General features: G+C 46.1%; 24 protein-coding genes. 4 read left to right on the top strand and 20 right to left on the bottom strand.

The window, feature by feature from the left end:
- Positions 1-3 precede the first annotated feature (3 nt).
- The 20 genes from atpG to L1D60_RS22100 form a co-directional block, all read right to left on the bottom strand.
- Complete coding sequence (gene atpG / locus L1D60_RS22005; RefSeq protein WP_032548641.1) at positions 4-870, bottom strand: F0F1 ATP synthase subunit gamma; 867 nt, start codon at positions 868-870, stop codon at positions 4-6.
- 48 nt (positions 871-918) lie between these two features.
- Positions 919-2,460, bottom strand: coding sequence for a F0F1 ATP synthase subunit alpha (atpA, locus tag L1D60_RS22010; RefSeq protein ID WP_032548640.1), 1,542 nt, complete (start codon positions 2,458-2,460; stop codon positions 919-921).
- Positions 2,461-2,473: 13 nt separating this feature from the next.
- Positions 2,474-3,007: a F0F1 ATP synthase subunit delta gene (gene atpH / locus L1D60_RS22015; RefSeq protein WP_032548639.1), complete on the bottom strand. Its 534-nt coding sequence runs from the start codon at positions 3,005-3,007 to the stop codon at positions 2,474-2,476.
- A 15-nt stretch (positions 3,008-3,022) separates the two neighbouring features.
- The gene (gene atpF, locus L1D60_RS22020) at positions 3,023-3,493 is read right to left on the bottom strand and encodes a F0F1 ATP synthase subunit B (RefSeq protein WP_239842990.1); all 471 of its coding nucleotides are present in this window, start codon (positions 3,491-3,493) and stop codon (positions 3,023-3,025) included.
- A gap of 71 nt (positions 3,494-3,564) precedes the next feature.
- Positions 3,565-3,819 carry a F0F1 ATP synthase subunit C gene (gene atpE, locus L1D60_RS22025; protein WP_010319963.1) on the bottom strand — a complete coding sequence of 85 codons (255 nt, stop codon included), beginning with the start codon at positions 3,817-3,819 and terminating at the stop codon, positions 3,565-3,567.
- A gap of 51 nt (positions 3,820-3,870) precedes the next feature.
- Positions 3,871-4,668 (bottom strand): F0F1 ATP synthase subunit A, encoded by a 798-nt coding sequence (gene atpB, locus L1D60_RS22030; protein ID WP_032548636.1) that lies wholly within the window; start codon positions 4,666-4,668, stop codon positions 3,871-3,873.
- Between the two features lie 8 nt (positions 4,669-4,676).
- Positions 4,677-5,066 carry a F0F1 ATP synthase subunit I gene (locus L1D60_RS22035; RefSeq protein ID WP_032548635.1) on the bottom strand — a complete coding sequence of 130 codons (390 nt, stop codon included), beginning with the start codon at positions 5,064-5,066 and terminating at the stop codon, positions 4,677-4,679.
- Between the two features lie 190 nt (positions 5,067-5,256).
- Complete coding sequence (locus L1D60_RS22040; protein WP_239842991.1) at positions 5,257-6,138, bottom strand: ParB/RepB/Spo0J family partition protein; 882 nt, start codon at positions 6,136-6,138, stop codon at positions 5,257-5,259.
- 23 nt (positions 6,139-6,161) lie between these two features.
- Complete coding sequence (locus L1D60_RS22045; protein WP_239842992.1) at positions 6,162-6,935, bottom strand: ParA family protein; 774 nt, start codon at positions 6,933-6,935, stop codon at positions 6,162-6,164.
- 14 nt (positions 6,936-6,949) lie between these two features.
- Entirely contained in the window at positions 6,950-7,582 is a 633-nt protein-coding gene (gene rsmG / locus L1D60_RS22050; RefSeq protein ID WP_239842993.1) for a 16S rRNA (guanine(527)-N(7))-methyltransferase RsmG, read from the bottom strand.
- Positions 7,582-9,477 carry a tRNA uridine-5-carboxymethylaminomethyl(34) synthesis enzyme MnmG gene (gene mnmG, locus L1D60_RS22055; RefSeq protein WP_239842994.1) on the bottom strand — a complete coding sequence of 632 codons (1,896 nt, stop codon included), beginning with the start codon at positions 9,475-9,477 and terminating at the stop codon, positions 7,582-7,584. The genes rsmG and mnmG overlap by 1 nt, the downstream gene beginning before the upstream one ends.
- Before the next feature lie 482 nt (positions 9,478-9,959).
- The gene (gene mioC / locus L1D60_RS22060) at positions 9,960-10,394 is read right to left on the bottom strand and encodes an FMN-binding protein MioC (RefSeq protein WP_239842995.1); all 435 of its coding nucleotides are present in this window, start codon (positions 10,392-10,394) and stop codon (positions 9,960-9,962) included.
- A 44-nt stretch (positions 10,395-10,438) separates the two neighbouring features.
- Complete coding sequence (gene mnmE, locus L1D60_RS22065; protein ID WP_239842996.1) at positions 10,439-11,800, bottom strand: tRNA uridine-5-carboxymethylaminomethyl(34) synthesis GTPase MnmE; 1,362 nt, start codon at positions 11,798-11,800, stop codon at positions 10,439-10,441.
- 138 nt (positions 11,801-11,938) lie between these two features.
- Positions 11,939-13,558 carry a membrane protein insertase YidC gene (gene yidC / locus L1D60_RS22070; protein ID WP_239842997.1) on the bottom strand — a complete coding sequence of 540 codons (1,620 nt, stop codon included), beginning with the start codon at positions 13,556-13,558 and terminating at the stop codon, positions 11,939-11,941.
- Between the two features lie 2 nt (positions 13,559-13,560).
- On the bottom strand, positions 13,561-13,818 hold the full coding sequence (gene yidD, locus L1D60_RS22075; protein ID WP_004735802.1) for a membrane protein insertion efficiency factor YidD: 258 nt from the start codon (positions 13,816-13,818) through the stop codon (positions 13,561-13,563).
- Entirely contained in the window at positions 13,785-14,108 is a 324-nt protein-coding gene (gene rnpA / locus L1D60_RS22080) for a ribonuclease P protein component (RefSeq protein WP_032548627.1), read from the bottom strand. Before rnpA ends, yidD begins: the two co-directional genes overlap by 34 nt.
- A 45-nt stretch (positions 14,109-14,153) precedes the next feature.
- A complete protein-coding gene (gene rpmH, locus L1D60_RS22085) occupies positions 14,154-14,288 on the bottom strand; it encodes a 50S ribosomal protein L34 (RefSeq protein ID WP_004735800.1) in 135 nt (44 codons plus the stop codon).
- Between the two features lie 206 nt (positions 14,289-14,494).
- Positions 14,495-15,232: an amino acid ABC transporter ATP-binding protein gene (locus tag L1D60_RS22090; RefSeq protein ID WP_239842998.1), complete on the bottom strand. Its 738-nt coding sequence runs from the start codon at positions 15,230-15,232 to the stop codon at positions 14,495-14,497.
- Positions 15,229-15,900 (bottom strand): amino acid ABC transporter permease, encoded by a 672-nt coding sequence (locus L1D60_RS22095; RefSeq protein WP_004739268.1) that lies wholly within the window; start codon positions 15,898-15,900, stop codon positions 15,229-15,231. Before L1D60_RS22095 ends, L1D60_RS22090 begins: the two co-directional genes overlap by 4 nt.
- Before the next feature lie 119 nt (positions 15,901-16,019).
- Positions 16,020-16,766, bottom strand: a complete 747-nt coding sequence (locus L1D60_RS22100) for an amino acid ABC transporter substrate-binding protein (RefSeq protein WP_239842999.1) — start codon at positions 16,764-16,766, stop codon at positions 16,020-16,022.
- A gap of 310 nt (positions 16,767-17,076) precedes the next feature.
- Here L1D60_RS22100 and dnaA point away from each other — a divergent pair, with 310 nt between their 5' ends.
- From dnaA to gyrB, 4 genes are all read left to right on the top strand, one after another.
- On the top strand, positions 17,077-18,495 hold the full coding sequence (gene dnaA, locus L1D60_RS22105; RefSeq protein ID WP_239843000.1) for a chromosomal replication initiator protein DnaA: 1,419 nt from the start codon (positions 17,077-17,079) through the stop codon (positions 18,493-18,495).
- An 84-nt stretch (positions 18,496-18,579) separates the two neighbouring features.
- Entirely contained in the window at positions 18,580-19,680 is a 1,101-nt protein-coding gene (gene dnaN, locus L1D60_RS22110) for a DNA polymerase III subunit beta (protein WP_239843001.1), read from the top strand.
- Between the two features lie 37 nt (positions 19,681-19,717).
- On the top strand, positions 19,718-20,797 hold the full coding sequence (gene recF, locus L1D60_RS22115; RefSeq protein WP_239843002.1) for a DNA replication/repair protein RecF: 1,080 nt from the start codon (positions 19,718-19,720) through the stop codon (positions 20,795-20,797).
- Positions 20,798-20,814: 17 nt separating this feature from the next.
- A complete protein-coding gene (gene gyrB / locus L1D60_RS22120) occupies positions 20,815-23,232 on the top strand; it encodes a DNA topoisomerase (ATP-hydrolyzing) subunit B (protein ID WP_239843003.1) in 2,418 nt (805 codons plus the stop codon).
- Positions 23,233-23,269 lie beyond the last annotated feature (37 nt).

A 23,269-nucleotide genomic window follows, 5' to 3' on the forward strand; every position in this document is an offset into this window, starting at 1 on the left:
CGATTAAACCGCTGATGCGCCTGAAACGATCTCAGAAAGTTCTTGTGTGATTGCCGCTTGACGGGCTTTGTTATACACAAGTTCTAAGTCATCAATTAGGTCGCTAGCGTTGTCTGTTGCAGCTTTCATAGCAATCATCCGAGCCGCTTGCTCACAAGCAAGGTTCTCTACCACACCTTGGTACACTTGAGATTCGACGTAACGAACCAATAGTGCATCTAGTAGTGGTTTTGGCTCAGGCTCATAAATGTAGTCCCAAGCATGATTGCGCTGCATGTCTTCGCTATCCGATTTTGGCAAAGGAAGTAATTGATCGATCGTTGGTTCTTGTACCATAGTGTTTTCAAACTTGTTGAACACTACGAACAGGCGATCCAATTCACCTTCATCATATTTCTTCAGCATTACGCTTACAGAACCGATCAAGTCTTCAAGGCTTGGGCTATCGCCTAGACCAGAAACTTGAGCTGCTACTTTCGCGCCGCTGTTGTTGAAAAATGCTGTTGCTTTTGAACCGATAATTGCCAGTTCAACGTCAGCACCTTTCTCAGACCAGTCTTTCATGTCTAACATAGCTTTCTTGAACAAGTTAATGTTCAAGCCGCCACATAGACCGCGGTCTGTAGAAACGATGATGTAACCAACACGTTTGGCTTCACGTTCCTCAAGATAAGGATGCTTATACTCAAGGCTACCGTTAGCCAAATGACCGATCACTTTACGCATTGTTTCTGCATATGGACGAGTAGCTTCCATTGCGTCTTGAGAACGACGCATTTTTGAAGCTGCTACCATTTCCATTGCTTTCGTAATCTTCTGTGTGCTTTTAACACTACCGATTTTATTACGTATCTCTTTTGCGCCGGCCATCGTTACTCTCCGTTAATGGTATGAGGTGACCCTAAGGCCACCCACCAATTACCAGGTCTGGGTTGCTTTGAAATCGTCAGCAAGCTTCTTCAGCTCAGCTTCGATATCATTGTTGTACACACCCGTTTTGTCGATCTGCGTTGCAAGATCGGCATAGTGACTGCGAGCATACGATAGTAAAGCAGCTTCAAAGTCTAGAAGCTTAGAAAGCTCTACGTCTTGAAGGTAACCACGCTCTGCAGCGAAGATTACTAGTGCTTGGTCAAATACAGACATTGGAGCGTACTGCTTCTGCTTCATTAGTTCTGTAACTTTTTGACCGTGGTCTAGCTGCTTCTTAGTCGCTTCATCAAGGTCAGACGAGAACTGTGCGAATGCCGCAAGTTCACGGTACTGTGCTAGAGCTGTACGGATACCGCCAGATAGCTTCTTGATGATTTTCGTCTGCGCTGAACCACCTACACGAGATACTGAGATACCTGGGTCAACAGCTGGACGTACGCCCGCGTTGAATAGCTCAGTTTGTAGGAAGATCTGACCATCGGTAATCGAGATTACGTTCGTCGGTACGAATGCAGATACGTCACCAGCTTGTGTTTCGATGATAGGAAGAGCAGTTAGAGAACCTGTCTTACCTTTCACTTCACCGTTAGTGAACTTTTCTACGTACTCTTCGCTTACACGAGCAGCGCGCTCTAGTAGACGAGAGTGAAGGTAGAATACATCACCCGGGAATGCTTCACGGCCTGGTGGACGCTTAAGTAGTAGCGAGATCTGACGGTAAGCTACCGCTTGCTTAGATAGATCATCATAAACAATCAGTGCATCTTCACCGCGATCACGGAAGTATTCACCCATCGCACAACCTGCGTATGGCGCTAGGTATTGTAGCGCTGCAGATTCAGAAGCAGATGCAACAACAACGATAGTGTTTTCTAGCGCGCCGTGCTCTTCTAGTTTGCGAACCACGTTAGCGATAGTCGATGCTTTCTGACCGATTGCTACGTAGATAGAGAAAATACCAGAATCTTTTTGGTTGATAATCGCATCGATCGCCATCGCTGTTTTACCAGTCTGACGGTCACCGATTACTAGCTCACGCTGACCACGACCGATTGGGATCATAGAGTCAACAGACTTGTAACCAGTTTGTACAGGTTGGTCTACCGATTTACGGTCGATTACACCTGGTGCAATTACTTCTACAGGCGAAGTCAGTTTCGCTTCGATAGGACCTTTACCATCAATTGGCTCACCTAGTGTGTTTACAACACGACCAAGTAGTTCTGGACCTACTGGCACTTCAAGAATGCGGCCAGTACCTGTAACTTTCATGCCTTCCTGAAGGTCAGCATATGGGCCCATTACAACAGCACCAACCGAATCACGGTTCAAGTTAAGTGCTAGTGCGTAGCGGCCACCCGGTAGTTCAATCATTTCACCTTGCATCACGTCCGTTAGGCCGTGAATGCTAAGAATACCATCGCTTACCGATACGATAGTACCCTCGTTGCGAGCTTCACTAACAACGTCGAAAGATTCGATACGTTGTTTAATTAGATCGCTAATTTCCGTGGAATTAAGTTGCATGCTCCAATCCCCATTAAGACTGCAATGCATCGCTCAGGCGGTCTAGTCGACCACGAGCTGAGTTATCGATGACTAGGTCTCCGGCTCGAATAATAACTCCACTAAGTAGAGTCTCATCTATACTGCAATTCAGCTGAACTTTGCGCTCTAGGCGCTGTTCCAATTTGCTGCTGATGTCTGCCAGTTGTTCTTTAGAAAGTTCTACTGCTGAAGTTACTTCAACGTCGATCTCTTTCTCGTGCTCTTTTTTCAGAGCGAAGAACTCGTGACATACATCTGGAAGAGCCTTAAGTCGGCCATTCTCTGCCATCACTTTGATAAAGTTTTGGCCATGTGCATCAAATTGTTCGCCGCAGATTACAATGAAAATTTCAGCTAGCTTGCTGGCAGTTGTTGAACTGTTCAGTAGGCTAACAATATCATCGTTTTGTGCGACCTCGGCTGCGAAAGTAAGCATTTGACCCCATTGGTCTAGCTCGCCCTTCTCAACCGCAAAGTCAAAGGCTGCTTTAGCATAGGGGCGTGCGATTGTAGTCAAATCAGACATATTCAGCCCCTTGCATTAAAGTTTTGCAGTAATGTTGTCAAGAACATCTTTGTGTACATCTTGGTCGATAGTACGTTCAAGGATTTTCTCAGCACCAGCAATTGCCAGAGTTGCGACTTGTTTGCGCAGGTCATCACGTGCACGTTTACGTTCAGCTTCAAGTTCAGCTTCTGCTTGAGCAAGAATCTTCTGGCGTTCTGCCTGAGCTTCTTCACGAGCTTCGTCTAGAATTTGTGCTTTACGCTTATTTGCCTGATCAATAACCTCAGTTGCAGTGCGCTTCGCTTCTTTCAGTTGTTCAGAAGCGTTGGCTTGTGCCAGGTTCAAATCTTTAGCAGCACGTTCAGCTGCTTGTAGACCGTCAGCAATTTTCTTCTGACGCTCTTCAATTGCTTGCATGATTGGTGGCCATACATATTTCATGCAGAACCAAACAAACATAGAAAAAGCAATCGCTTGACCTAGCAGAGTTGCGTTCATATTCACAACAGCTACCCCTCTATTCGGACTTAGTGTTAATCAATGACAAACCTGAGTTTGTCTGAAGTTAAAAGTGATTAACCTAGTTGACCAACGAATGGGTTTGCGAAAGTGAATAGAAGTGCGATTACGATACCGATCATTGGAACCGCATCCAGTAGACCCGCGATGATGAACATCTTAACTTGAAGCATAGGAGCCATTTCAGGTTGACGTGCAGCACCTTCTAGGAATTTACCACCAAGAATTGCAAAACCAATTGCAGTACCTACGGCACAAAGACCAACAATAATAGCAACAGCAATTGCTGAAAAACTTAGTACAGTTTCCATTTACGTTCTCCGATTAACATTAATAGTTAGAATAAAGCTTAAAAATTTTTTTTAGTGATCACTATCTTCATGGGCCATTGATAGGTAAACAATTGTCAACATCATGAAAACAAATGCTTGAATCAAAATAACCAAGATGTGGAAGATAGCCCAAGGTAGAGCACCTACCCATTGTAAGTACCACGGTAGCATCGCTGCGATAAGAATGAATACAACCTCACCCGCAAACATGTTACCAAACAAACGCATACCTAGAGATAGTGGCTTCGCTAGTAACGAAATTACCTCAAGTACCAAGTTGAATGGAATCATAATTGGGTGATTGAATGGGTGTAATGCCAATTCTTTAGCAAACCCGCCAAGCCCTTTCACTTTGATGCTGTAGTAGATCATCAGAGCGAAAACGCCCAAAGCCATTGCCATGGTGATGTTAACATCAGCTGTAGGAACCACTTTCAAGTAAGGGATACCTAGCCAATGCTCTGCAGGATATGGTAAGAAATCAATAGGCACTAGGTCCATCAAGTTCATTAAGATAATCCAGCAGAATATAGTCAGTGCTAGTGGAGCGATCAGCGGGTTGCGACCATGGAAAGTTTCTTTAACGTTGTCACCAACGAATTCCACTACCATTTCGACAAAACACTGAAGCTTACCAGGTACACCTGCTGTTGCTTGCTTTGCTACTGAGCGAAATACCCAAAGGAATAACGCACCAGTTAGTACAGAGAAGAACAGACTGTCTATATGTACGTTCCAGAAACTTGTCTCCTCTACAAAACCTAGCTTGGCTAAAGACAGGTTCTGTAAGTGGTGTTCAATGTATCCGGATGCTGTTGCCGCAGCCATAACTCGTCCTATTTCTTATTGTTAATGAAAAGCACTGGCGCAAAGATATTAATACCGAGAGCCAGTAAATAGGTCAGTTTGAGGGGAATTAATTCCACCTGCATATACATGTAGACAATAGAGAATAGTAAAACTGTGATTAAGATTTTTAATGCTTCGCCTGCATAGAACGACGCTGCAACCAGTTTCGTTGCACGCGCCCCACAAAAAAGAAAAGCACACACACAAAACACCACATTGGCAATGACAAAAATACCGCCACCCACCAGTGAAGCAAAACCCCAATCAGGATTAACAGCTAAACCTAACCCCACCGCCACTAATATAACCGCGCTAAGCTCGATCAATAACATTTGCTTTGCAAGCACTCGTCCTGGTCTTGCTAACGCCGCTACCATGTATTCGTTCCTCTTTTAAGCCCACTTACCACCGCTTAAAAGCGTGCTGAGAAATTGGCGAAAATTATACGTTCAGCCAAACTGATTGCAATAAAAACGCAGCAATCATTTACATTTTTGTATACAAACCGACAACTTTCGTACGAAAATTATTGTTTATTACATTATTGACCTATGTCAATTATCTCATTTAGTCCTCTAGCTTGGCAATAAGTTGCTCTAATTTGTGAGGCTCATCAAGTGTAATCGTCACTTTTGACTTTCCTGTACCAGTTCGGACAATTGTAACGTTTGCTTGCAATTTTTCCGTCAGTCTTCGTGAAAGTTCGATGGCTTCTTGGTCTTGCGGCTGAGTTTCCGCTTCAACCTCTGGTTTTAGACACTTTTTGACAAGTTGTTCTGTCTGGCGAACCGTCAGCTGCTTGCGTGCAGCGGTATTCGCTGTCTCTACTTGTAGCTCACCTTCGAGCGCCAATAATGCGCGAGCGTGACCCATTTCAAGTTGTTTAGTCACCACCAACTCTTTGACTGGTGCTGCGAGCTGATTGAGACGTAAAAGGTTGCTCACGGTAGTACGTGACTTACCAATCACTTCAGCGACCTTCTGATGCGTCAACTCAAACTCGTTCTGAAGGCGCTCTAAAGCTTGTGCTTCTTCAATCACGTTCAAGTCTTCACGTTGAATGTTCTCAATCAAAGCCATCGCAATTGCCGCGCGATCTTCAACCTTTTTAACCAAACATGGCACCTGTTTTAGGCCAGCTTGGCGAGCCGCACGCCAACGACGTTCACCGGCGATGATCTCATAGTGATCTTGCGACAGTGGGCGAACAACAATCGGCTGGATAATGCCTTGAGATTGGATCGACGCCGCTAACTCTTCAAGCGCGTCTGGCGCCATGTCTTTACGTGGCTGATAAACACCTGGCTTCAAGCTACCAATCGCAAGCTCGGTTAACTCACCGTCGGCCGATAGTGCCTGACTATGAGAAGCGACTTGCTGTTTTTCACGAGCCATTGAGCTAGTTGCAAGTAATGCATCTAGCCCTTTTCCTAAACCACGTTTAGACATTGAGCGAATTCCTTTGGTTTGATTTAAACTGGGACTTCTTCACGACGTAACATCTCACCCGCGAGTGCCAAATAGGCTTTCGCTCCGGCGGAGTATTTGTCGTAGTACATCGCTGGTTTGCCGTGGCTTGGAGCCTCAGCAAGACGTACATTTCTAGGGATCACAGTTCGGTAGACCTTGCTACCAAAATGCTTCTTGAGTTGATCAGATACTTCATTCGACAAGCGGTTGCGAGGATCATACATAGTACGAAGTAGGCCTTCGATCTTCAGATTCTCATTCACAACTGCTGCCAATTTGCTGATGGTATCCATCAAGGCAGTTAAACCCTCTAACGCAAAGTATTCACACTGCATCGGAACCAAAACAGAATCCGCCGCAGCCATCGCATTAATTGTAAGAAGGTTTAGAGAAGGGGGGCAATCAATAAAGATGAAATCATAGTTATCGCGAACTGATGCGAGAGCGTTTTTAAGCCTCACTTCACGAGCAAACACTTCCATCAGCTTGATTTCAGCCGCGGTAACATCACCGTTGGCTGCGATGAGATCGTAATTTCCCGACGTACTTCGGCAAACTACCTCATCAAAAGGTGTGTCTTCAACCAGTAAATCGTAAGCAGTTGCTTCAACCTGATATTTATCGACACCGCTTGCCATAGTGGCATTACCCTGTGGATCGAGATCGACAACCAAAATCTTGCGCTTTGTCGCGGCCATAGAGGCTGCTAAATTAATGCAAGTTGTTGTTTTTCCTACACCACCTTTCTGGTTGGCAATTGCTACAATTCTACCCACTATGGCCTCGCTGATTATCCCTGACGCGATAACGTTACTAGATGACGTTCTCCATCAAGCTCTGGAACTTGCAAAACTTTGATGTCAGTTACTGAACACCAGTTCGGTAACTGGTCCATTTCGTCTCTAGGATGTTGTCCTTTAAGAGCCAAAAATACACCGGATTGCTCTTTAGGTAAATGATGACACCACTCAACCATGTCTGTCATTGATGCAAATGCACGACTGAGCACAGCGTCAAACTTTTCTTCTGGTTGGAACTCTTCAACACGACTTTGAACAGGTGTCACGTTGTCGATACCCAACTCATGTACGACTTGTTTGATGAAACGAATACGCTTTCCAAGGCTATCCAACAAGAAAAACTCACAATCAGGATTCATAATTGAGAGCGGGATACCAGGAAGGCCAGGGCCGGTACCTACATCAATAAAACGCTTACCCTGTAAGTGAGTGCTGACAATGATACTATCTAAGATATGTTTCACCATCATGTCCATAGGATCGCGAACTGAGGTCAGGTTATACGCCTTGTTCCACTTGTTGAGCAATTCAACGTAGCCAACCAATTGGCCACGTTGTTTATCTGATACTTCTAGGTCTGTCTGGCTGATCAGGTGATCCAGTTTTTCGCGTAGTGCGCTCATTATGCTTCCTCACCTTTTTTCAGTAGGCCATGTTTCTTCAAGTAAACCAGTAGGATAGAGATTGCAGCTGGTGTGATGCCAGAGATTCGAGAGGCAATACCAATAGACTCTGGTTTCGCAGTCGACAGCTTAAGTACGACTTCGTTTGATAGGCCTTTCACTTGGCTGTAATCAAGATCAACAGGTAGCTTGGTGTTTTCGTGGCGTAGCGATTTTTCGATCTCATCTTGCTGACGCTGGATGTAACCCTCGTATTTCACTTGGATTTCTACCTGTTCTGCCGCTTGTTGATCGTCCAGTGCCGGAGCAAAACGATCCAGAGCAGTCAGCTGTGAATACGTCATCTCTGGACGACGCAGAAGATCCTCACCGCTCGCTTCACGCGACATTGGTGTTTTTAGGATCTGGTTAAGCGCATCAATGTCTTCAGATTTCGGGTTAATCCAAGTCTCTTTCAGACGCTGACGCTCTTTTTCCATGTTCTCGATTTTCTCGTTGAAGCGAGCCCAGCGAACATCGTCAATTAGACCAAGTTCACGAGACTTCTCCGTCAAACGAATATCAGCGTTGTCTTCACGCAGTAACAGACGGTACTCAGCACGAGAGGTGAACATGCGGTACGGTTCTTTAGTACCCATGGTTGATAGGTCGTCAATCAATACGCCCATATAAGCCTGATCGCGACGTGGGCTCCAGCCCTCTTTACCCTGAGTAAACAGACTCGCGTTCAAACCCGCCATCAAGCCTTGTGCTGCCGCTTCTTCGTAACCGGTTGTACCATTGATTTGCCCCGCAAAGAACAAGCCCTTGATGAACTTAGTCTCGTAAGTCTGCTTCAAATCACGAGGATCAAAGAAATCATACTCAATCGCGTAACCTGGACGAACGATATGCGCATTCTCGAAGCCTTTCATTGAATGAACAATCTGAACCTGTACATCGAATGGCAAGCTGGTAGAGATACCATTTGGGTATAGCTCGTGTGTGGTTAGGCCTTCTGGCTCAATGAATATCTGATGGCTGTTCTTATCAGCAAAGCGCATCACCTTGTCTTCGATTGAAGGACAATAACGAGGACCAATACCTTCAATCACGCCAGCGTACATTGGGCTGCGATCAAGGTTATTACGAATGACTTCATGAGTGGATTCGTTAGTGTGAGTGATGTAACACGGAATTTGACGCGGCTGCTGCGCACGGTTGCCCATGAATGAGAAAACAGGTGTTGGGTTATCACCGTGCTGAACCTCAAGTTCAGAGAAATCAACACTACGCGCATCGATACGTGGTGGAGTACCTGTTTTCAGGCGATCAACACGGAATGGAAGATCACGAAGACGCTGAGCCAATGCGATCGATGGTGGATCACCTGCGCGACCACCCGAAGAGCTTTCCATACCAATGTGGATCTTACCGCCTAGGAAGGTTCCAACTGTTAATACCACTGCCTTCGCATGGAATTTCAGCCCCATTTGCGTCACAACACCCACGACTTGATCCTGCTCTACGATCAAATCATCAACCGATTGTTGGAATAGGGTTAGGTTTGGTGTGTTTTCTAAGGCGCTGCGAACGTACGCTTTGTACAGGGCACGGTCAGCTTGAGCACGAGTGGCACGAACCGCTGGCCCCTTAGAAGCATTAAGAGTACGGAATTGAATACCTGCATGATCAATGGCTTGAGCCATCAATCCACCCATTGCATCGACTTCTTTTACTAAGTGTCCCTTACCAATACCACCAATTGCTGGGTTACAAGACATTTGTCCCAAGGTATCGATATTGTGAGTAAGGAGTAACGTACTTTGACCAGTACGCGCAGATGCGAGTGCGGCTTCCGTTCCTGCATGGCCGCCACCGACTACGATGACGTCAAATTTTTCGTGATAAAGCATGAACCGACCTCAGGTATTCAAACGATTTCTAGACAGATAAAAAGGAGCGATATTCTACCTGTTTTCATAGCGTGAGAAAACGTTTTTGGAATTTTTCAGAAACGCTATTTTTAATTAATATAGATAAGATCTTTAAAGAGATCTTTTATTGGATCTATTATTAGGATCGAGAGGTTCTGTGGATAACTCAAAAATGATCAACAAGATCATGGATCTTTTTTGGATCAAATGGTGTGATCTAATTTTGATCAGGATGAGGATTAGCTGGGATCAAAAAGGTCACTTATGCACACCCCAAAAAGTGATCTTAAGTTGTTATTTGGATAACTATAGGTTAATCACTGTATTTCTATGATCTTATCCACAAGAGAAATGGCAATAAATGAGTAAATAATGCCATTTCATTGAAAAAAGTTATTCACAGCTGGTGGATTTAGGCACAAAAAAAGCGGCTTTCGCCGCTCTTTGTTGAGAATTAACGCTTAAAATTGGTCACTGTGATCGTGAAACCACTCCTCTGCAGCGTCTTCTGGTACCGGAGTTTCCAATACATCGATGGTAAAACAGTCAGAAATCGCTTGTGCACCGAGCTTTGTTAATAACTCATGGGCAGCGTAGCCTGCTGCACAGAAGGTGTCGTAACTTGAATCACCAATCGCAATTACAGCGAAGCGAACCTTATCGAGCTGAGGTGTTTGTTCGCCAAGTTGAGCTATGAATGGTTTAATATTGTCTGGGAATTCACCGGCACCATGAGTTGATGTCACGATCAACCAAGTATCTTGCTGCGGGATCGACTGATACTCAGGTTGGTTGTGGAGTGTGATCGCTTGACCTTGTTCTTCGAGTAGATCATTTAAGTGATCGCCAACGTATTCAGCCCCACCGAGTGTACTGCCCGTAATAATGTGGATCATGGATATTTCCTTGTAAAAAGGGCGAGCTATGCTCACCCTTGATTTTATTTACCAATACAGAAAGAAGAGAAGATGCGACCGAGTAGGTCATCTGAACTGAATTCACCGGTAATCTCGTTAAGATGCTGCTGAGTAATGCGCAGCTCTTCTGCCAAGATTTCACCCGCCATATAACCTTCAAGTTGTTGCTGACCAATATCCAGGTGTTCTGACGCTCGTTCAAGTGCATCAAGGTGACGTCGGCGTGCCATAAAGCCGCCCTCATGGCCACCAGCAAAGCCCATACACTCTTTTAGATGGTTTCGAAGGGAGTCAATGCCTTGGCCTGTTTTCGCCGATAGACGGATAAGAGTAGGGTCGTTTACATGACAAATCCCCAGCTCTTCGCCAGTTTGGTCTGCTTTATTACGGATCACCGTCATACCGATTTTTGCGGGTAGGCGATCAACAAAATCAGGCCAGATGTCTTTCGGGTCGGTTGCGTCGGTTGTTGTACCATCCACCATAAATAGCACACGGTCAGCTTGTTCAATCTCTTCCCAAGCGCGCTCAATACCAATTTTCTCAACCTCGTCAGACGCATCACGCAGACCTGCGGTATCGATGATGTGCAGTGGCATGCCATCAATGTGGATATGTTCACGCAGTACGTCACGTGTGGTACCCGCAATGTCAGTCACGATAGCGGATTCTTTACCAGATAGTGCGTTGAGTAGGCTAGATTTGCCGGCATTAGGACGACCTGCAATCACCACCTTCATGCCTTCACGCATGATCGCGCCTTGGTTAGCTTCTTGGCGAACCGCTTCCAAATTGTCGATGATTGCCTGTAAGTCAGCACTTACTTTGCCGTCGGCTAGGAAGTCGATCTCTTCTTCGGGAAAGTCGATTGCGGCCTCAACGTAGATACGTAAGTGGATCAGTGACTCCACCAGCGTATTGATGCGCTTTGAGAATTCACCCTGCAATGATTGGAGCGCCGACTTCGCGGCTTCTTCTGAACTCGCATCAATGAGGTCAGCAATCGCTTCTGCTTGGGTTAAGTCCATTTTGTCGTTCAAGAATGCACGCTCTGAGAACTCGCCTGGACGTGCAGCACGTACACCTGAGATGGTAAGGATACGCTTGATCAACATGTCCATAACCACAGGACCACCGTGACCTTGAAGCTCAAGAACATCTTCGCCAGTGAAGGAGTGTGGGTTAGGGAAGTAAAGGGCAATACCTTGGTCCAACTCAATACCATCATGAGATTTGAATGGCAGGTACTCGGCGTAACGAGGTTTCAAAACCTTACCTGTAACCTCTAGAGCAACCTGTGCTGCCTGTGGGCCTGAAACGCGGATAATACCGACACCACCACGCCCGGGCGCGGTCGCTTGAGCAACAATCGTATCTGTAGTCATAGTTGTGCCTGCTAGCAAGTGAACGTCAAAAGGACGCTCACGATTAATCAATTAGCTGAATTGTAATCAGCCCAAAACAAAAAGGCGACCTTTTGGCCGCCTTTCTTTTAACTCTTAGTCTTACCGACTGCGTAATGCTTACTTAGAGTGTAAGCCTTTCTTCTCCAGCTGCTTGTAGATAAGCGTCTGCTGAATCAGAGTTACGATGTTCGATACTAGCCAGTAAAGAACCAGACCTGATGGGAAGAACAGGAAGAAGAATGTGAACATAACCGGCATGAAGGTCATGATCTTCTGCTGCATTGGATCCGTTACAGTTGTCGGGCTCATCTTCTGAATTAGGAACATTGAAGCACCCATTAGAAGTGGCAAGATGTAGTAAGGGTCTTGTGCTGAAAGGTCAGTAATCCAACCAAAGAACGGTGAGTGACGCAGTTCAACAGACTCCATTAGTGCCCAGTATAGAGAAATGAAGATAGGCATCTGTAGAAGGATAGGTAGACAGCCGCCTAGCGGGTTTACTTTCTCTTTCTTGTACAGTTCCATCATCTCTTGGCTCATGCGTTGACGGTCGTCGCCAATACGCTCACGCATTGCAGTCAGCTTAGGCTGAAGCATACGCATTTTTGCCATAGACGTGTACTGAGCTTTCGTTAGTGGGTACATAGCACCACGAACGATGAAGGTTAGGATGATGATCGCTACACCCCAGTTCGATACAAAGCCTTGGATGAACGAAAGCAGAGTATGAAGTGGTTTCGCGATGAACCATAGCCAGCCGTAGTCGACTACTAGGTCTAGGTTAGGTGCAACTTCAGCCATTTGGTCTTGAAGTTTTGGACCAACCCACAGTGTTGCTGTGAAGTTTGCTTGGTCGCCATTTGCAATCGTCTTGTTCGGCATGCGAACACCGATGTCGCCAAGGTTGCCAATCACACGAGTGTATAGGTTGCTGCCTGCTTCGTCGCGTGGGATCCAAGCACTTGCAAAGTAGTGTTGAATCATCGCTGCCCAACCTTGACCGTTTGCTAGGTTAAGTGACAGGTTGCGATCTTGCATGTCGTCGAAGCTGTATTTTTTGTAACGCGTATCTTCCGTAGAGTAAGCACCACCACGGTAAGTTGGCATTGTTAGGCTACCACCGTCATCCATTACGTTTTGACGTAGGTGAGCGTACATACCAAATGTTGCGTTGTTGCCTGAGTTGTTCACGACATCGTATTCAACATCAATCGCGTAGCTGCCGCGCTTAAGGATGAATGTTTTCGTGTAATCAAGGCCATTCGCTTGGTAAGTCATTGGAATGCGCAGTTCATCTTGACCGTCCGCCAGTGTGAAGCTGTCAGCTGAAACTGTGTAGCTTGGGCGGTTAGTGCTGCTTAGGTCGATACCTTGTGGGCCAACAAGACCACTTTGAGCGATGAACTGGTGACCAGGTTCGTTCTTAAGTAGAACAAAGCTGTCATCTGAATCGTATTCAGCAGAGTAGTCATTAAGACTTGCTGATACCACGTCGCCACCAACCGTATCAATTGACAGAGTCAGTACATCAGTGGTTACTGTGATAGCTTTTGCTGAAGCAACTTGACCCGGAGCTGGATCTAGGTCGTCTGCATAAGATGGCGCTGGTAGAGTGCTGCCAGATTGTGCCTGCTCAACCGCTTGTGGTGCTGGATTCTTCGCTACGTTCCACTGTTGGAAAAGTAAGAAAGATACCAAAGCCAGTGCGATTAACAGGATATTACGTTGAGAATCCATCGTTATTTATCTCTGTCTTGTTTTTGGACTGGTGGAACGGGGTCAAAGCCCCCTTCGTTCAAAGGATGGCATTTTAATAGACGTTTGCCTGATAACCAACACCCTTTTACAAAACCGTGAGCTTTCAACGCTTCTATCGCATATAAAGAGCAGGTTGGAGTAAATCGGCAGCGAGGGCCAATGAGTGGACTAATGAACCATCTATAAAAATAGATAGGTATTAGCGCTATCCACGCGAAGGGCGAGACAGGCGAAGCCATAATTTGTCTAATAATTTGAACATTTCTTCATTGCTCAAATCTTGCGCGCTCTTTTTAGCAATAACAACAAAATCTTTGTTAGGAAGTTTATGTTGATTGTTACGAAAGCTTTCACGGCATAGACGCTTAAATTTATTGCGACCAACGGCGGTTTTAATCTGCTTTTTCGGAACGGCTAATCCAAGACGAGGATTTGAAAGAGAGTTTTTACGAGCAATGATGGTGAAATGAGGGGAGCCAGCTCGATGAGCTTGCTTGAAGACATTTTGATAATGTTCGGGAGTTAACAAGCGTAACTCCCGACCGAAGGCTAGCTTTTTCAAAATAATCAAAGATTACTTAGAAAGACGCTTACGGCCTTTTGCACGACGTGCATTGATTGTTGCGCGACCGTTCTTAGTAGCCATGCGAGCACGGAAACCGTGAGTACGCTTACGCTTTAGAACTGTAGGTTGAAAAGTGCGTTTCATTGTAATTACCTTACTGATCAGTAGTTTTAGGTTTTTGTTAAACCCGGCGTGGGCATTGCTTCCCTCTTTATATAAAGAAAGGAGAACCGACGCCTCTCAACAAAGAGGCGGAATTGTAATCACTGTCACAAAAAGTGTCAATGATTGGGTTAACTAAAATTCCGGTCGGGGGATTATACGTAGAATCTCCAAAATCTCAAGGATCCTTACTCGATCCCAACCTTATTTAAGAATTTTTTTAATTTAGGATCTTGTGGATTACCAAAAATATCCTGTGGAGATCCTTGCTCGACAATATGGCCATCTGCCATGAAGATCACGCGATCCGCGACCTCTCTTGCGAACTGCATTTCATGGGTAACCACCAGCATGGTTTGATGCTGATTTGCCAATTTTTTCATTAGGTTAAGCACTTCTCCCACCCATTCAGGATCGAGCGCTGAAGTGGGCTCATCGAACAAAAGTAGCTCTGGTTGAAGGGCCATAGCGCGGCCAATACCGACACGTTGCTGCTGGCCGCCTGATAGCGCTGCTGGGTAGCTGTCTGCCTTATCGCCAAGGCCAATGTCATCCAGTATTTGTTGTGCCTTTTCATAGGCTTGCTGCTTCTTCCAACCACGTACCGTGATCAAACCTTCGGCGATGTTTTGCTTGGCGGTTTGGTGAGCAAAGAGTGCGTAATTTTGGAATACAAAACCAGTCTTACGGCGCAGTGCCAGCACTTCCGCTTTAGTGTGGTTCTGTACATCTACCTTGATGTCATCAATCGCAATTGAGCCTTGATCGGCATGCTCTAGAAAGTTCACACAGCGTAGTAGGGTAGACTTACCAGTACCGCTTGAACCTATGATAACGATAATCTCACCTTGTTGGATTTCTAGGTCGATCCCTTTAAGAACTTCGGTGTCACCGAACTGCTTGTGGATATTTTCTAATTTGATCATCGTACGTACGCCTTATTCAGTTTCACTTCGGCCCAAATTTGAATGCGAGTTAGAATCACCACCACACCCCAGTAGATAAGTGCGACGGCAAGAAAAGCCTCAAAGAAGCGGAAGCTTGAAGAGGCCTCCATTTGCGCTTTAGCCATAATCTCAGCCACACCAAGTGTGAAGGCGAGAGACGTCGACTTAATCATATCAATGAAGTAGTTCATCAACGATGGTAGAGCCACTCGTGTTGCTTGTGGAAGAATCACACGACGCATCGCCTGACTGGTCGTCATACCTACCGAGAGGCTCGCTTCCATCTGGCTGCGATCAATACCAATAATCGCGGCACGAATACTTTCCGCCATGTAGGCTGCAAAGTGAAGGGTTAGGCCAATCACAGCAGCGCTGAATGCATCTAGCCCTACCATCCATGGAAATACCTGTGGTAAGCCGTAATAAAGAAGGAACAGTTGAACCAGCAGCGGTGTGCCACGGAAGAAACTAATATAAAGTTGGCTGAGTTGGTCGAGTACTGGGATTTTGAATACACGAATGTTTGCCAGTATCACAGACAGGATCAAGGCAAAAAATAGACCCCAGATAGCCATCTCCATGGTCGTGCCCAGATACTTCAGTAGTATCGGTAGCAGCTCCAGCATGTAATTAAAGTCGAATCCCATAATCTATCTCGTTTGTTTATGTCAGGCGTTGGGTAATGTGTCGTAGTTATTGAATGGTAAAAAAGAAAAACCCACTGCAGAAAAAAGCAGTGGGTTATGGTGTCTAGAGTGAGTGATTACTATTTAGTAATGTCAGCACCGAACCATTTCTCAGAGATTTTCTCTAGCGTACCGTCTGCACGCATTGCTGCAAGTGCTGCGTTTACTTCAGCTTGAAGTTTTTTACCATTGTCGTTGTCAACGAATGGCCATGCGTTTTCGATGGTTTCGAAAGGTTGACCAGCCAGTTGTAATGGTAGACCTGTTTTCTTGATCAGCTCTAGTGCTGATAGGCGATCCATAACAAACGCGTCAGCGCGACCCAGTGCAACGTCGTGCTCAATACCAGTGTCGTAAGTCTTTACGTTGATCTTGCCGTCTTTATCGTAGTTACGTAGCAGTTGTTCAAAGTTTGAGCCTAGGTTAACTGCAACCGTTTTGCCTTCTAGGTCTTCAATACCTTTAATGCTGTCGTTACCTTTACGTACAGTAATTTGTGCGCCATCAACCACGTACGGGTCAGCAAATAGGTATTTTGCCTTACGTGCGTCTGTCATTGTGATTTGGTTTGAGATCGTATCAATACGACCTGTTTCAAGAAGACCGAATAGACCAGAGAAGTTCGCTGTTACGTACTCCACTTTGTAGTCATTGCGTTTACCAATTTCATCCCACAGATCCACTTCAAAGCCTTGTAGCTTATCTTGCTTCACAAACGTGAACGGGAAATAACGGCCAGACATGCCTACTTTAACTTCAGTAGCAGCTTGAACAGTAGCAGCAGATAGTGCGATAGCCGCAATTGCAGCTTTAACCCAGTTTTTCATTTGGTAACTCCTTATCATTATGGGGTGAGATGTTACTGGGAAAACAGTCAATAGAATAAATAACCAGATGTTATTAACCATAACCAGATTGAATTCTGAATTTGGGGATAACTAGACAAGATCCGGGCATAAGTGGATCATTATGTGAGTAAATTTGGGGCAATTTGTGTGGATCCAGACATTTTGGCTAAAATTATTGTGAATAACTTGGATCTTATTCACTGGATCTGCGATCAATTGCTGGCGATCTGATTTATCAACAGGTAAAATTGCCCGTCATTTCAAATAACTTAAATAGAGTGGGGGCACCGTGTCATCTTCGCTTTGGTTGCAATGTTTGCAACAGCTTCAAGAAGAGCTACCAGCTACAGAATTCAGTATGTGGGTTCGTCCGTTACAAGCGGAGCTCAATGACAATACTCTTACTCTATTTGCACCGAACCGCTTTGTGCTGGATTGGGTGCGTGATAAGTACCTAAACAGCATTAACCGTTTACTGCAGGAATATTGTGGTAACGATATCCCACACCTTCATTTTGAAGTGGGCAGCAAGCCGGTATCGGCACCTAAGCCTGCAGCGCCTAAGCCTGCTCGTACAGCCGCAGATGTCGCAGCTGAATCATCGGCTCCGGCACAACTTCAAGCGCGTAAACCAGTTCATAACACGTGGCGTGATGAAGAGCCTGCAGCAGAGGTCGACCTTAACCACCGCTCAAACGTCAACCCTAAGCATAAGTTCAACAACTTTGTTGAGGGTAAGTCGAACCAACTTGGTTTAGCCGCAGCACGCCAAGTTGCGGATAACCCAGGCGCAGCGTACAACCCACTATTTCTTTATGGTGGTACCGGCCTAGGTAAAACCCACTTGTTGCACGCGGTAGGTAATGCCATTGTTGATGGCAAACCGAATGCTAAAGTGGTGTACATGCACTCTGAGCGTTTTGTTCAAGATATGGTTAAAGCCCTGCAGAACAACGCGATCGAAGAATTTAAGCGCTACTACCGTAGTGTTGATGCATTGCTTATCGATGATATTCAATTCTTCGCTAACAAAGAGCGTTCTCAGGAAGAGTTCTTCCATACCTTTAATGCGCTCTTGGAAGGCAACCAACAGATCATCCTAACTTCAGACCGTTATCCAAAAGAGATCAACGGTGTAGAAGATCGTCTTAAATCTCGATTTGGTTGGGGCCTAACGGTTGCGATCGAGCCACCTGAGCTTGAGACGCGTGTTGCGATCTTAATGAAGAAGGCAGAAGACCATCAGATCCATCTTGCTGATGAAGTGGCGTTCTTTATTGCTAAGCGTCTGCGTTCGAATGTTCGTGAGCTTGAAGGTGCATTGAACCGTGTAATCGCGAATGCGAACTTTACCGGTCGTCCAATCACCATCGATTTTGTACGTGAAGCTCTGCGTGATCTATTGGCGCTGCAAGAAAAGCTGGTGACAATCGACAATATTCAAAAGACCGTAGCGGAATACTACAAGATTAAAGTGGCGGACTTACTGTCGAAGCGTCGTTCTCGTTCGGTTGCGCGCCCGCGTCAATTAGCGATGGCACTGGCAAAAGAGCTGACCAACCACAGCTTACCTGAGATTGGTGATGCATTTGGTGGTCGTGACCACACTACGGTTCTACACGCTTGTCGTAAAATTGCTCAGCTTCGTGAAGAGAGCCACGACATTAAAGAAGACTATTCTAACCTGATCCGTACCCTTTCTTCTTAATACACAGTATTCTTACACCAGAGATAATAGAATATCGGCCGCTCGTTGGATAACGGGCCGCCCTTGATACCTTAAGAGTAAGCTATGAAATTTACCATTGAACGCAGTCACCTGATTAAGCCGTTACAACAAGTCTCTGGCGCACTGGGTGGTCGACCAACCCTACCAATCCTAGGTAACCTTCTGATCAAGGTTGAAGATAACGTGTTATCGATGACCGCCACCGATCTAGAAGTGGAATTGGTGAGTCGCGTGACGCTAGAAGGTGAGTTTGAAGCGGGCAGCATCACTGTACCTTCTCGCAAGTTCCTTGATATCTGTCGTGGTCTACCAGATAGCTCAGTGATCACTGTTGTTCTGGATGGTGACCGTGTTCAAGTGCGCTCTGGCCGCAGCCGTTTCTCATTAGCAACACTGCCAGCCGCTGATTTCCCAAATATTGAAGACTGGAGCAGTGAAGTTGAAGTGTCTGTGACACAAGCAGAGCTGCGCGGTCTTATTGAAAAAACGCAATTCTCAATGGCGAACCAAGACGTTCGTTACTACCTCAACGGCATGCTGTTTGAGATTGAAGGCTCAACACTGCGCAGTGTCGCGACCGATGGTCACCGTATGGCGGTATCGCAAGCAGCATTAGGCGCTGACTTCGCACAGAAGCAGATCATTGTGCCTCGTAAGGGCGTTCAAGAGCTGGTTAAGCTATTAGATGCACCTGAGCAGCCAGTGACGCTGCAAATCGGTAGCTCAAACGTGCGCGCAGAAGTGAACAACTATGTCTTCACTTCTAAGCTAGTTGATGGTCGTTTCCCTGATTATCGCCGCGTAATGCCGCAAAATACCACTAAAACGCTAGAAACTAGCTGCGATGAGCTACGCTCAGCTTTTTCTCGTGCTGCGATTCTGTCGAATGAAAAATTCCGTGGTGTGCGTGTGAATCTTGCGGACAGTGAAATGCGCATTACAGCGAACAACCCAGAGCAAGAAGAAGCAGAAGAGATGCTAGACGTGAGCTACGAAGGCGATGCGCTAGAGATCGGCTTCAACGTAAGCTACGTTCTGGATGTTCTGAATACGCTACGCTGCGAACAAGTACGTGTTTCTATGTCGGATGCCAATGCCAGTGCACTGATCGAGAACGCACAAGATGACAGCGCTATGTACGTTGTTATGCCAATCCGTCTATAGAGATGGTGCCGTCGTTAATGATTAATATGATGACGTTATGCCACTCTCTCGTCTGATCGTTAAGCAATTTAGAAATATTGAAGCCTGTGACATTCAACCGTCATCAGGCTTTAACTTTCTTATAGGGGCGAACGGCAGCGGTAAAACCAGTGTCCTAGAAGCGATTTATCTGCTCGGGCATGGCCGCTCTTTTAAGAGCTCCCTAACCGGTCGCATCATCCAAAATGAGTGCAGTGAGCTATTTGTTCATGGCCGTTTTTTGACCTCGGATCAATTTGAGCTGCCTATTGGCATTAATAAGCAGCGCGATGGCACAACAGAGGTTAAAATAGGCGGTCAATCTGGGCAAAAGCTGGCGCAATTAGCACAAGTCTTACCTTTGCAGTTGATTCACCCTGAAGGGTTTGATTTACTGACGGATGGGCCGAAACATCGTCGTGCCTTTATTGACTGGGGTGTGTTTCACAGCGAGTCTGGTTTTTACGATGCATGGGGACGGGTTAAGCGTCTCAACAAGCAACGTAATGCTCTGCTTAAAACGGCAACTCATTATCGCGAACTCAGCTACTGGGATCAGGAGTTGGCACGATTAGCTGAAAACATCAGCGAGTGGCGAGCTACCTATGTTGAGCAGCTTAAAGAAGTTGCGGAAGAGATTTGCGCCACCTTCTTGCCAGAGTTTGAGATAAAGATTAACTACTATCGCGGTTGGGACAAAGATACGCCCTATGCCGAGATATTAGAAAAGAATTTTGAAAGGGATCAGCAGCTTGGTTACACCTTTAGTGGGCCAAACAAAGCGGATCTAAAGATAAAAGTGAACGGCACTCCTGTGGAAGATGTCTTGTCACGAGGTCAACTGAAGTTGATGGTGTGCGCACTGCGCGTGGCTCAAGGGCAACACCTCACTCAGATGACAGGTAAGCAGTGTGTCTACTTGATAGACGACTTCGCTTCCGAATTAGATAGCCAACGCCGAGCACGCCTAGCGGAGTGTTTAAAGGCGACCCAGGCACAAGTTTTTGTAAGCTCTATTACCGCTGATCAGATTGCCGATATGCATGATGAAAATAGCAGGATGTTTCATGTGGAACATGGCAAAATAGAGCAAGGATAATTAGTCAGAGAGTAACTATGTCAGATAATTACGATTCATCGAGTATTAAGGTACTGAAGGGTCTGGATGCGGTACGTAAGCGTCCTGGAATGTACATTGGCGACACGGATGATGGTACCGGTCTGCACCACATGGTCTTCGAGGTGGTAGATAACTCTATTGATGAAGCACTTGCTGGTCACTGTAATGACATCATTGTTACTATTCATGACGATAACTCGGTTTCTGTTCGCGATGACGGCCGTGGTATCCCAACCGAAATGCACCCAGAAGAAAAAGTATCTGCAGCAGAAGTAATCATGACGGTACTTCACGCGGGTGGTAAGTTCGATGACAACTCATACAAGGTATCGGGTGGTCTGCACGGTGTAGGTGTTTCTGTAGTAAACGCACTGTCAAAGCAGGTTACTCTTACTATCCACCGCGGTGGCCAAATCCATACTCAAACCTATCATCACGGTGAGCCTCAAGCGCCACTAGCTGTGATTGGTGAGACGGACAAAACGGGTACAGAGATTCGTTTCTGGCCAAGTGAAGAGACCTTCTCTAACACAGAATTCCACTACGATATTCTAGCGAAGCGTCTGCGTGAGCTGTCTTTCCTAAACTCTGGCGTATCGATCAAGCTGCGTGATGAGCGTGAAGAAGACAAAGGCGACCACTTCATGTTTGAAGGTGGCATCCAGGCGTTTGTTGAGCACCTAAACACCAATAAAACACCGATCATCCAGAAAATCTTCCACTTCGATAACGAGCGTGATGATGGCATCACTGTAGAAGTGGCGATGCAATGGAATGATGGCTACCAAGAGAACATCTACTGTTTCACCAACAACATCCCTCAACGCGATGGTGGTACTCACCTTGCGGGCTTCCGTGCAGCGCTAACGCGTACACTGAACAGCTTCATGGATAAAGAAGGTTTCTCTAAGAAAGCGAAAACAGCGACGTCAGGTGATGATGCTCGTGAAGGTCTAACAGCGGTTATCTCGGTGAAAGTGCCAGATCCTAAGTTCTCAAGCCAAACCAAAGACAAGCTGGTTTCTTCAGAAGTGAAATCGGCGGTTGAGCAGGCGATGGGTGAGAAGCTATCTGAGTTCCTAATTGAGAACCCAGCAGAAGCGAAAACCGTTTGTACTAAGATCATCGATGCGGCTCGCGCACGTGATGCTGCACGTAAAGCACGTGAAATGACTCGTCGTAAAGGCGCGTTAGACCTAGCAGGCCTACCAGGTAAACTGGCTGACTGTCAGGAAAAAGACCCAGCACTTTCTGAACTATACATAGTGGAGGGTGACTCGGCAGGCGGCTCCGCAAAACAAGGCCGTAACCGTAAGAACCAGGCTATCCTACCGCTGAAAGGTAAGATCCTGAACGTTGAAAAAGCACGCTTCGATAAGATGCTGTCTTCACAAGAAGTAGCAACGCTGATCACTGCTCTTGGCTGTGGTATCGGTCGCGATGAGTACAACCCAGATAAACTGCGTTACCACAACATCATCATCATGACCGATGCCGACGTCGATGGTTCGCACATCCGTACGCTACTATTGACCTTCTTCTACCGTCAAATGCCAGAGCTTATTGAGCGTGGCTACGTGTACATCGCTCAGCCACCGCTTTACAAAGTGAAGAAAGGTAAGCAAGAGCAGTACATCAAAGATGAAGATGCAATGAACCAGTACCAAGTAGCACTGGCTCTTGATAACGCAGCACTGCACGTAAACGCAGATGCGCCAGCGTTAGCAGGTGAAGCGCTAGAGAAGTTGGTTCAACAATACAACTCTGGCATCAAGCTGGTGGAGCGTATGAGCCGCCGTTACCCACACGCTCTAATGCATGAAATGATCTACATGCCTCGTCTAACTGCCGAGCAGTGTCACGATGAGTCAGCAGTAGAAGCATGGGGCAAACAGCTTGTTGAGCAACTGAACGCGAAGGAAGTTGGTGCAAGCCAATACTCGCTAGAGGTTGAGAAACACGAAGAGCTAGGTTTAAGCCTGCCTAAAGTTGTAGTTCGTACACACGGTGTCACTCACGAGCACGCATTGAGCGTTGAGCTGTTCAACTCTAAAGAGTACGACAAGCTAGCAAGCCTATCTGAAGCTCTTGACGGCCTAATCGAAGAGGGCGCATACATCAAACGTGGTGAGCGTACTCAAGAGGTGAGCAACTTTGTTGATGCACTGAACTGGCTAGTGAAAGAGTCTCGTCGTGGTCTAAGCCTGCAGCGATACAAAGGTCTAGGTGAGATGAACCCAGATCAGCTTTGGGAAACGACTATGGACCCAGAAACGCGTCGCATGATGCAAGTAACGATTGAAGATGCAGTCGGTGCAGACCAGCTGTTCACCACACTAATGGGTGACCAAGTAGAACCTCGTCGTAACTTCATCGAAGAAAACGCATTGAAAGTAGCCAACCTAGACGTTTAATCACTACGATGCGTCGTTATTTCGCATGATTTCTGCG

The organism is Vibrio sp. Isolate30 (assembly GCF_022397975.1).
In the GTDB taxonomy this organism is placed as follows: domain Bacteria; phylum Pseudomonadota; class Gammaproteobacteria; order Enterobacterales; family Vibrionaceae; genus Vibrio; species Vibrio fortis.

What these genes read in the sequence shown, in the direction of transcription:
- atpG (WP_032548641.1), bottom strand. Translation starts at nt 870, where the DNA reads ATGGCCGGCGCAAAAGAGATACGTAATAAAATCGGTAGTGTTAAAAGC.
- atpA (WP_032548640.1), bottom strand. Translation starts at nt 2,460, where the DNA reads ATGCAACTTAATTCCACGGAAATTAGCGATCTAATTAAACAACGTATC.
- atpH (WP_032548639.1), bottom strand. Translation starts at nt 3,007, where the DNA reads ATGTCTGATTTGACTACAATCGCACGCCCCTATGCTAAAGCAGCCTTT.
- atpE (WP_010319963.1), bottom strand. Translation starts at nt 3,819, where the DNA reads ATGGAAACTGTACTAAGTTTTTCAGCAATTGCTGTTGCTATTATTGTT.
- atpB (WP_032548636.1), bottom strand. Translation starts at nt 4,668, where the DNA reads ATGGCTGCGGCAACAGCATCCGGATACATTGAACACCACTTACAGAAC.
- L1D60_RS22035 (WP_032548635.1), bottom strand. Translation starts at nt 5,066, where the DNA reads ATGGTAGCGGCGTTAGCAAGACCAGGACGAGTGCTTGCAAAGCAAATG.
- L1D60_RS22040 (WP_239842991.1), bottom strand. Translation starts at nt 6,138, where the DNA reads ATGTCTAAACGTGGTTTAGGAAAAGGGCTAGATGCATTACTTGCAACT.
- rsmG (WP_239842993.1), bottom strand. Translation starts at nt 7,582, where the DNA reads ATGAGCGCACTACGCGAAAAACTGGATCACCTGATCAGCCAGACAGAC.
- mnmG (WP_239842994.1), bottom strand. Translation starts at nt 9,477, where the DNA reads ATGCTTTATCACGAAAAATTTGACGTCATCGTAGTCGGTGGCGGCCAT.
- mioC (WP_239842995.1), bottom strand. Translation starts at nt 10,394, where the DNA reads ATGATCCACATTATTACGGGCAGTACACTCGGTGGGGCTGAATACGTT.
- mnmE (WP_239842996.1), bottom strand. Translation starts at nt 11,800, where the DNA reads ATGACTACAGATACGATTGTTGCTCAAGCGACCGCGCCCGGGCGTGGT.
- yidC (WP_239842997.1), bottom strand. Translation starts at nt 13,558, where the DNA reads ATGGATTCTCAACGTAATATCCTGTTAATCGCACTGGCTTTGGTATCT.
- yidD (WP_004735802.1), bottom strand. Translation starts at nt 13,818, where the DNA reads ATGGCTTCGCCTGTCTCGCCCTTCGCGTGGATAGCGCTAATACCTATC.
- rpmH (WP_004735800.1), bottom strand. Translation starts at nt 14,288, where the DNA reads ATGAAACGCACTTTTCAACCTACAGTTCTAAAGCGTAAGCGTACTCAC.
- L1D60_RS22090 (WP_239842998.1), bottom strand. Translation starts at nt 15,232, where the DNA reads ATGATCAAATTAGAAAATATCCACAAGCAGTTCGGTGACACCGAAGTT.
- L1D60_RS22095 (WP_004739268.1), bottom strand. Translation starts at nt 15,900, where the DNA reads ATGGGATTCGACTTTAATTACATGCTGGAGCTGCTACCGATACTACTG.
- L1D60_RS22100 (WP_239842999.1), bottom strand. Translation starts at nt 16,766, where the DNA reads ATGAAAAACTGGGTTAAAGCTGCAATTGCGGCTATCGCACTATCTGCT.
- dnaN (WP_239843001.1), top strand. Translation starts at nt 18,580, where the DNA reads ATGAAATTTACCATTGAACGCAGTCACCTGATTAAGCCGTTACAACAA.
- recF (WP_239843002.1), top strand. Translation starts at nt 19,718, where the DNA reads ATGCCACTCTCTCGTCTGATCGTTAAGCAATTTAGAAATATTGAAGCC.
- gyrB (WP_239843003.1), top strand. Translation starts at nt 20,815, where the DNA reads ATGTCAGATAATTACGATTCATCGAGTATTAAGGTACTGAAGGGTCTG.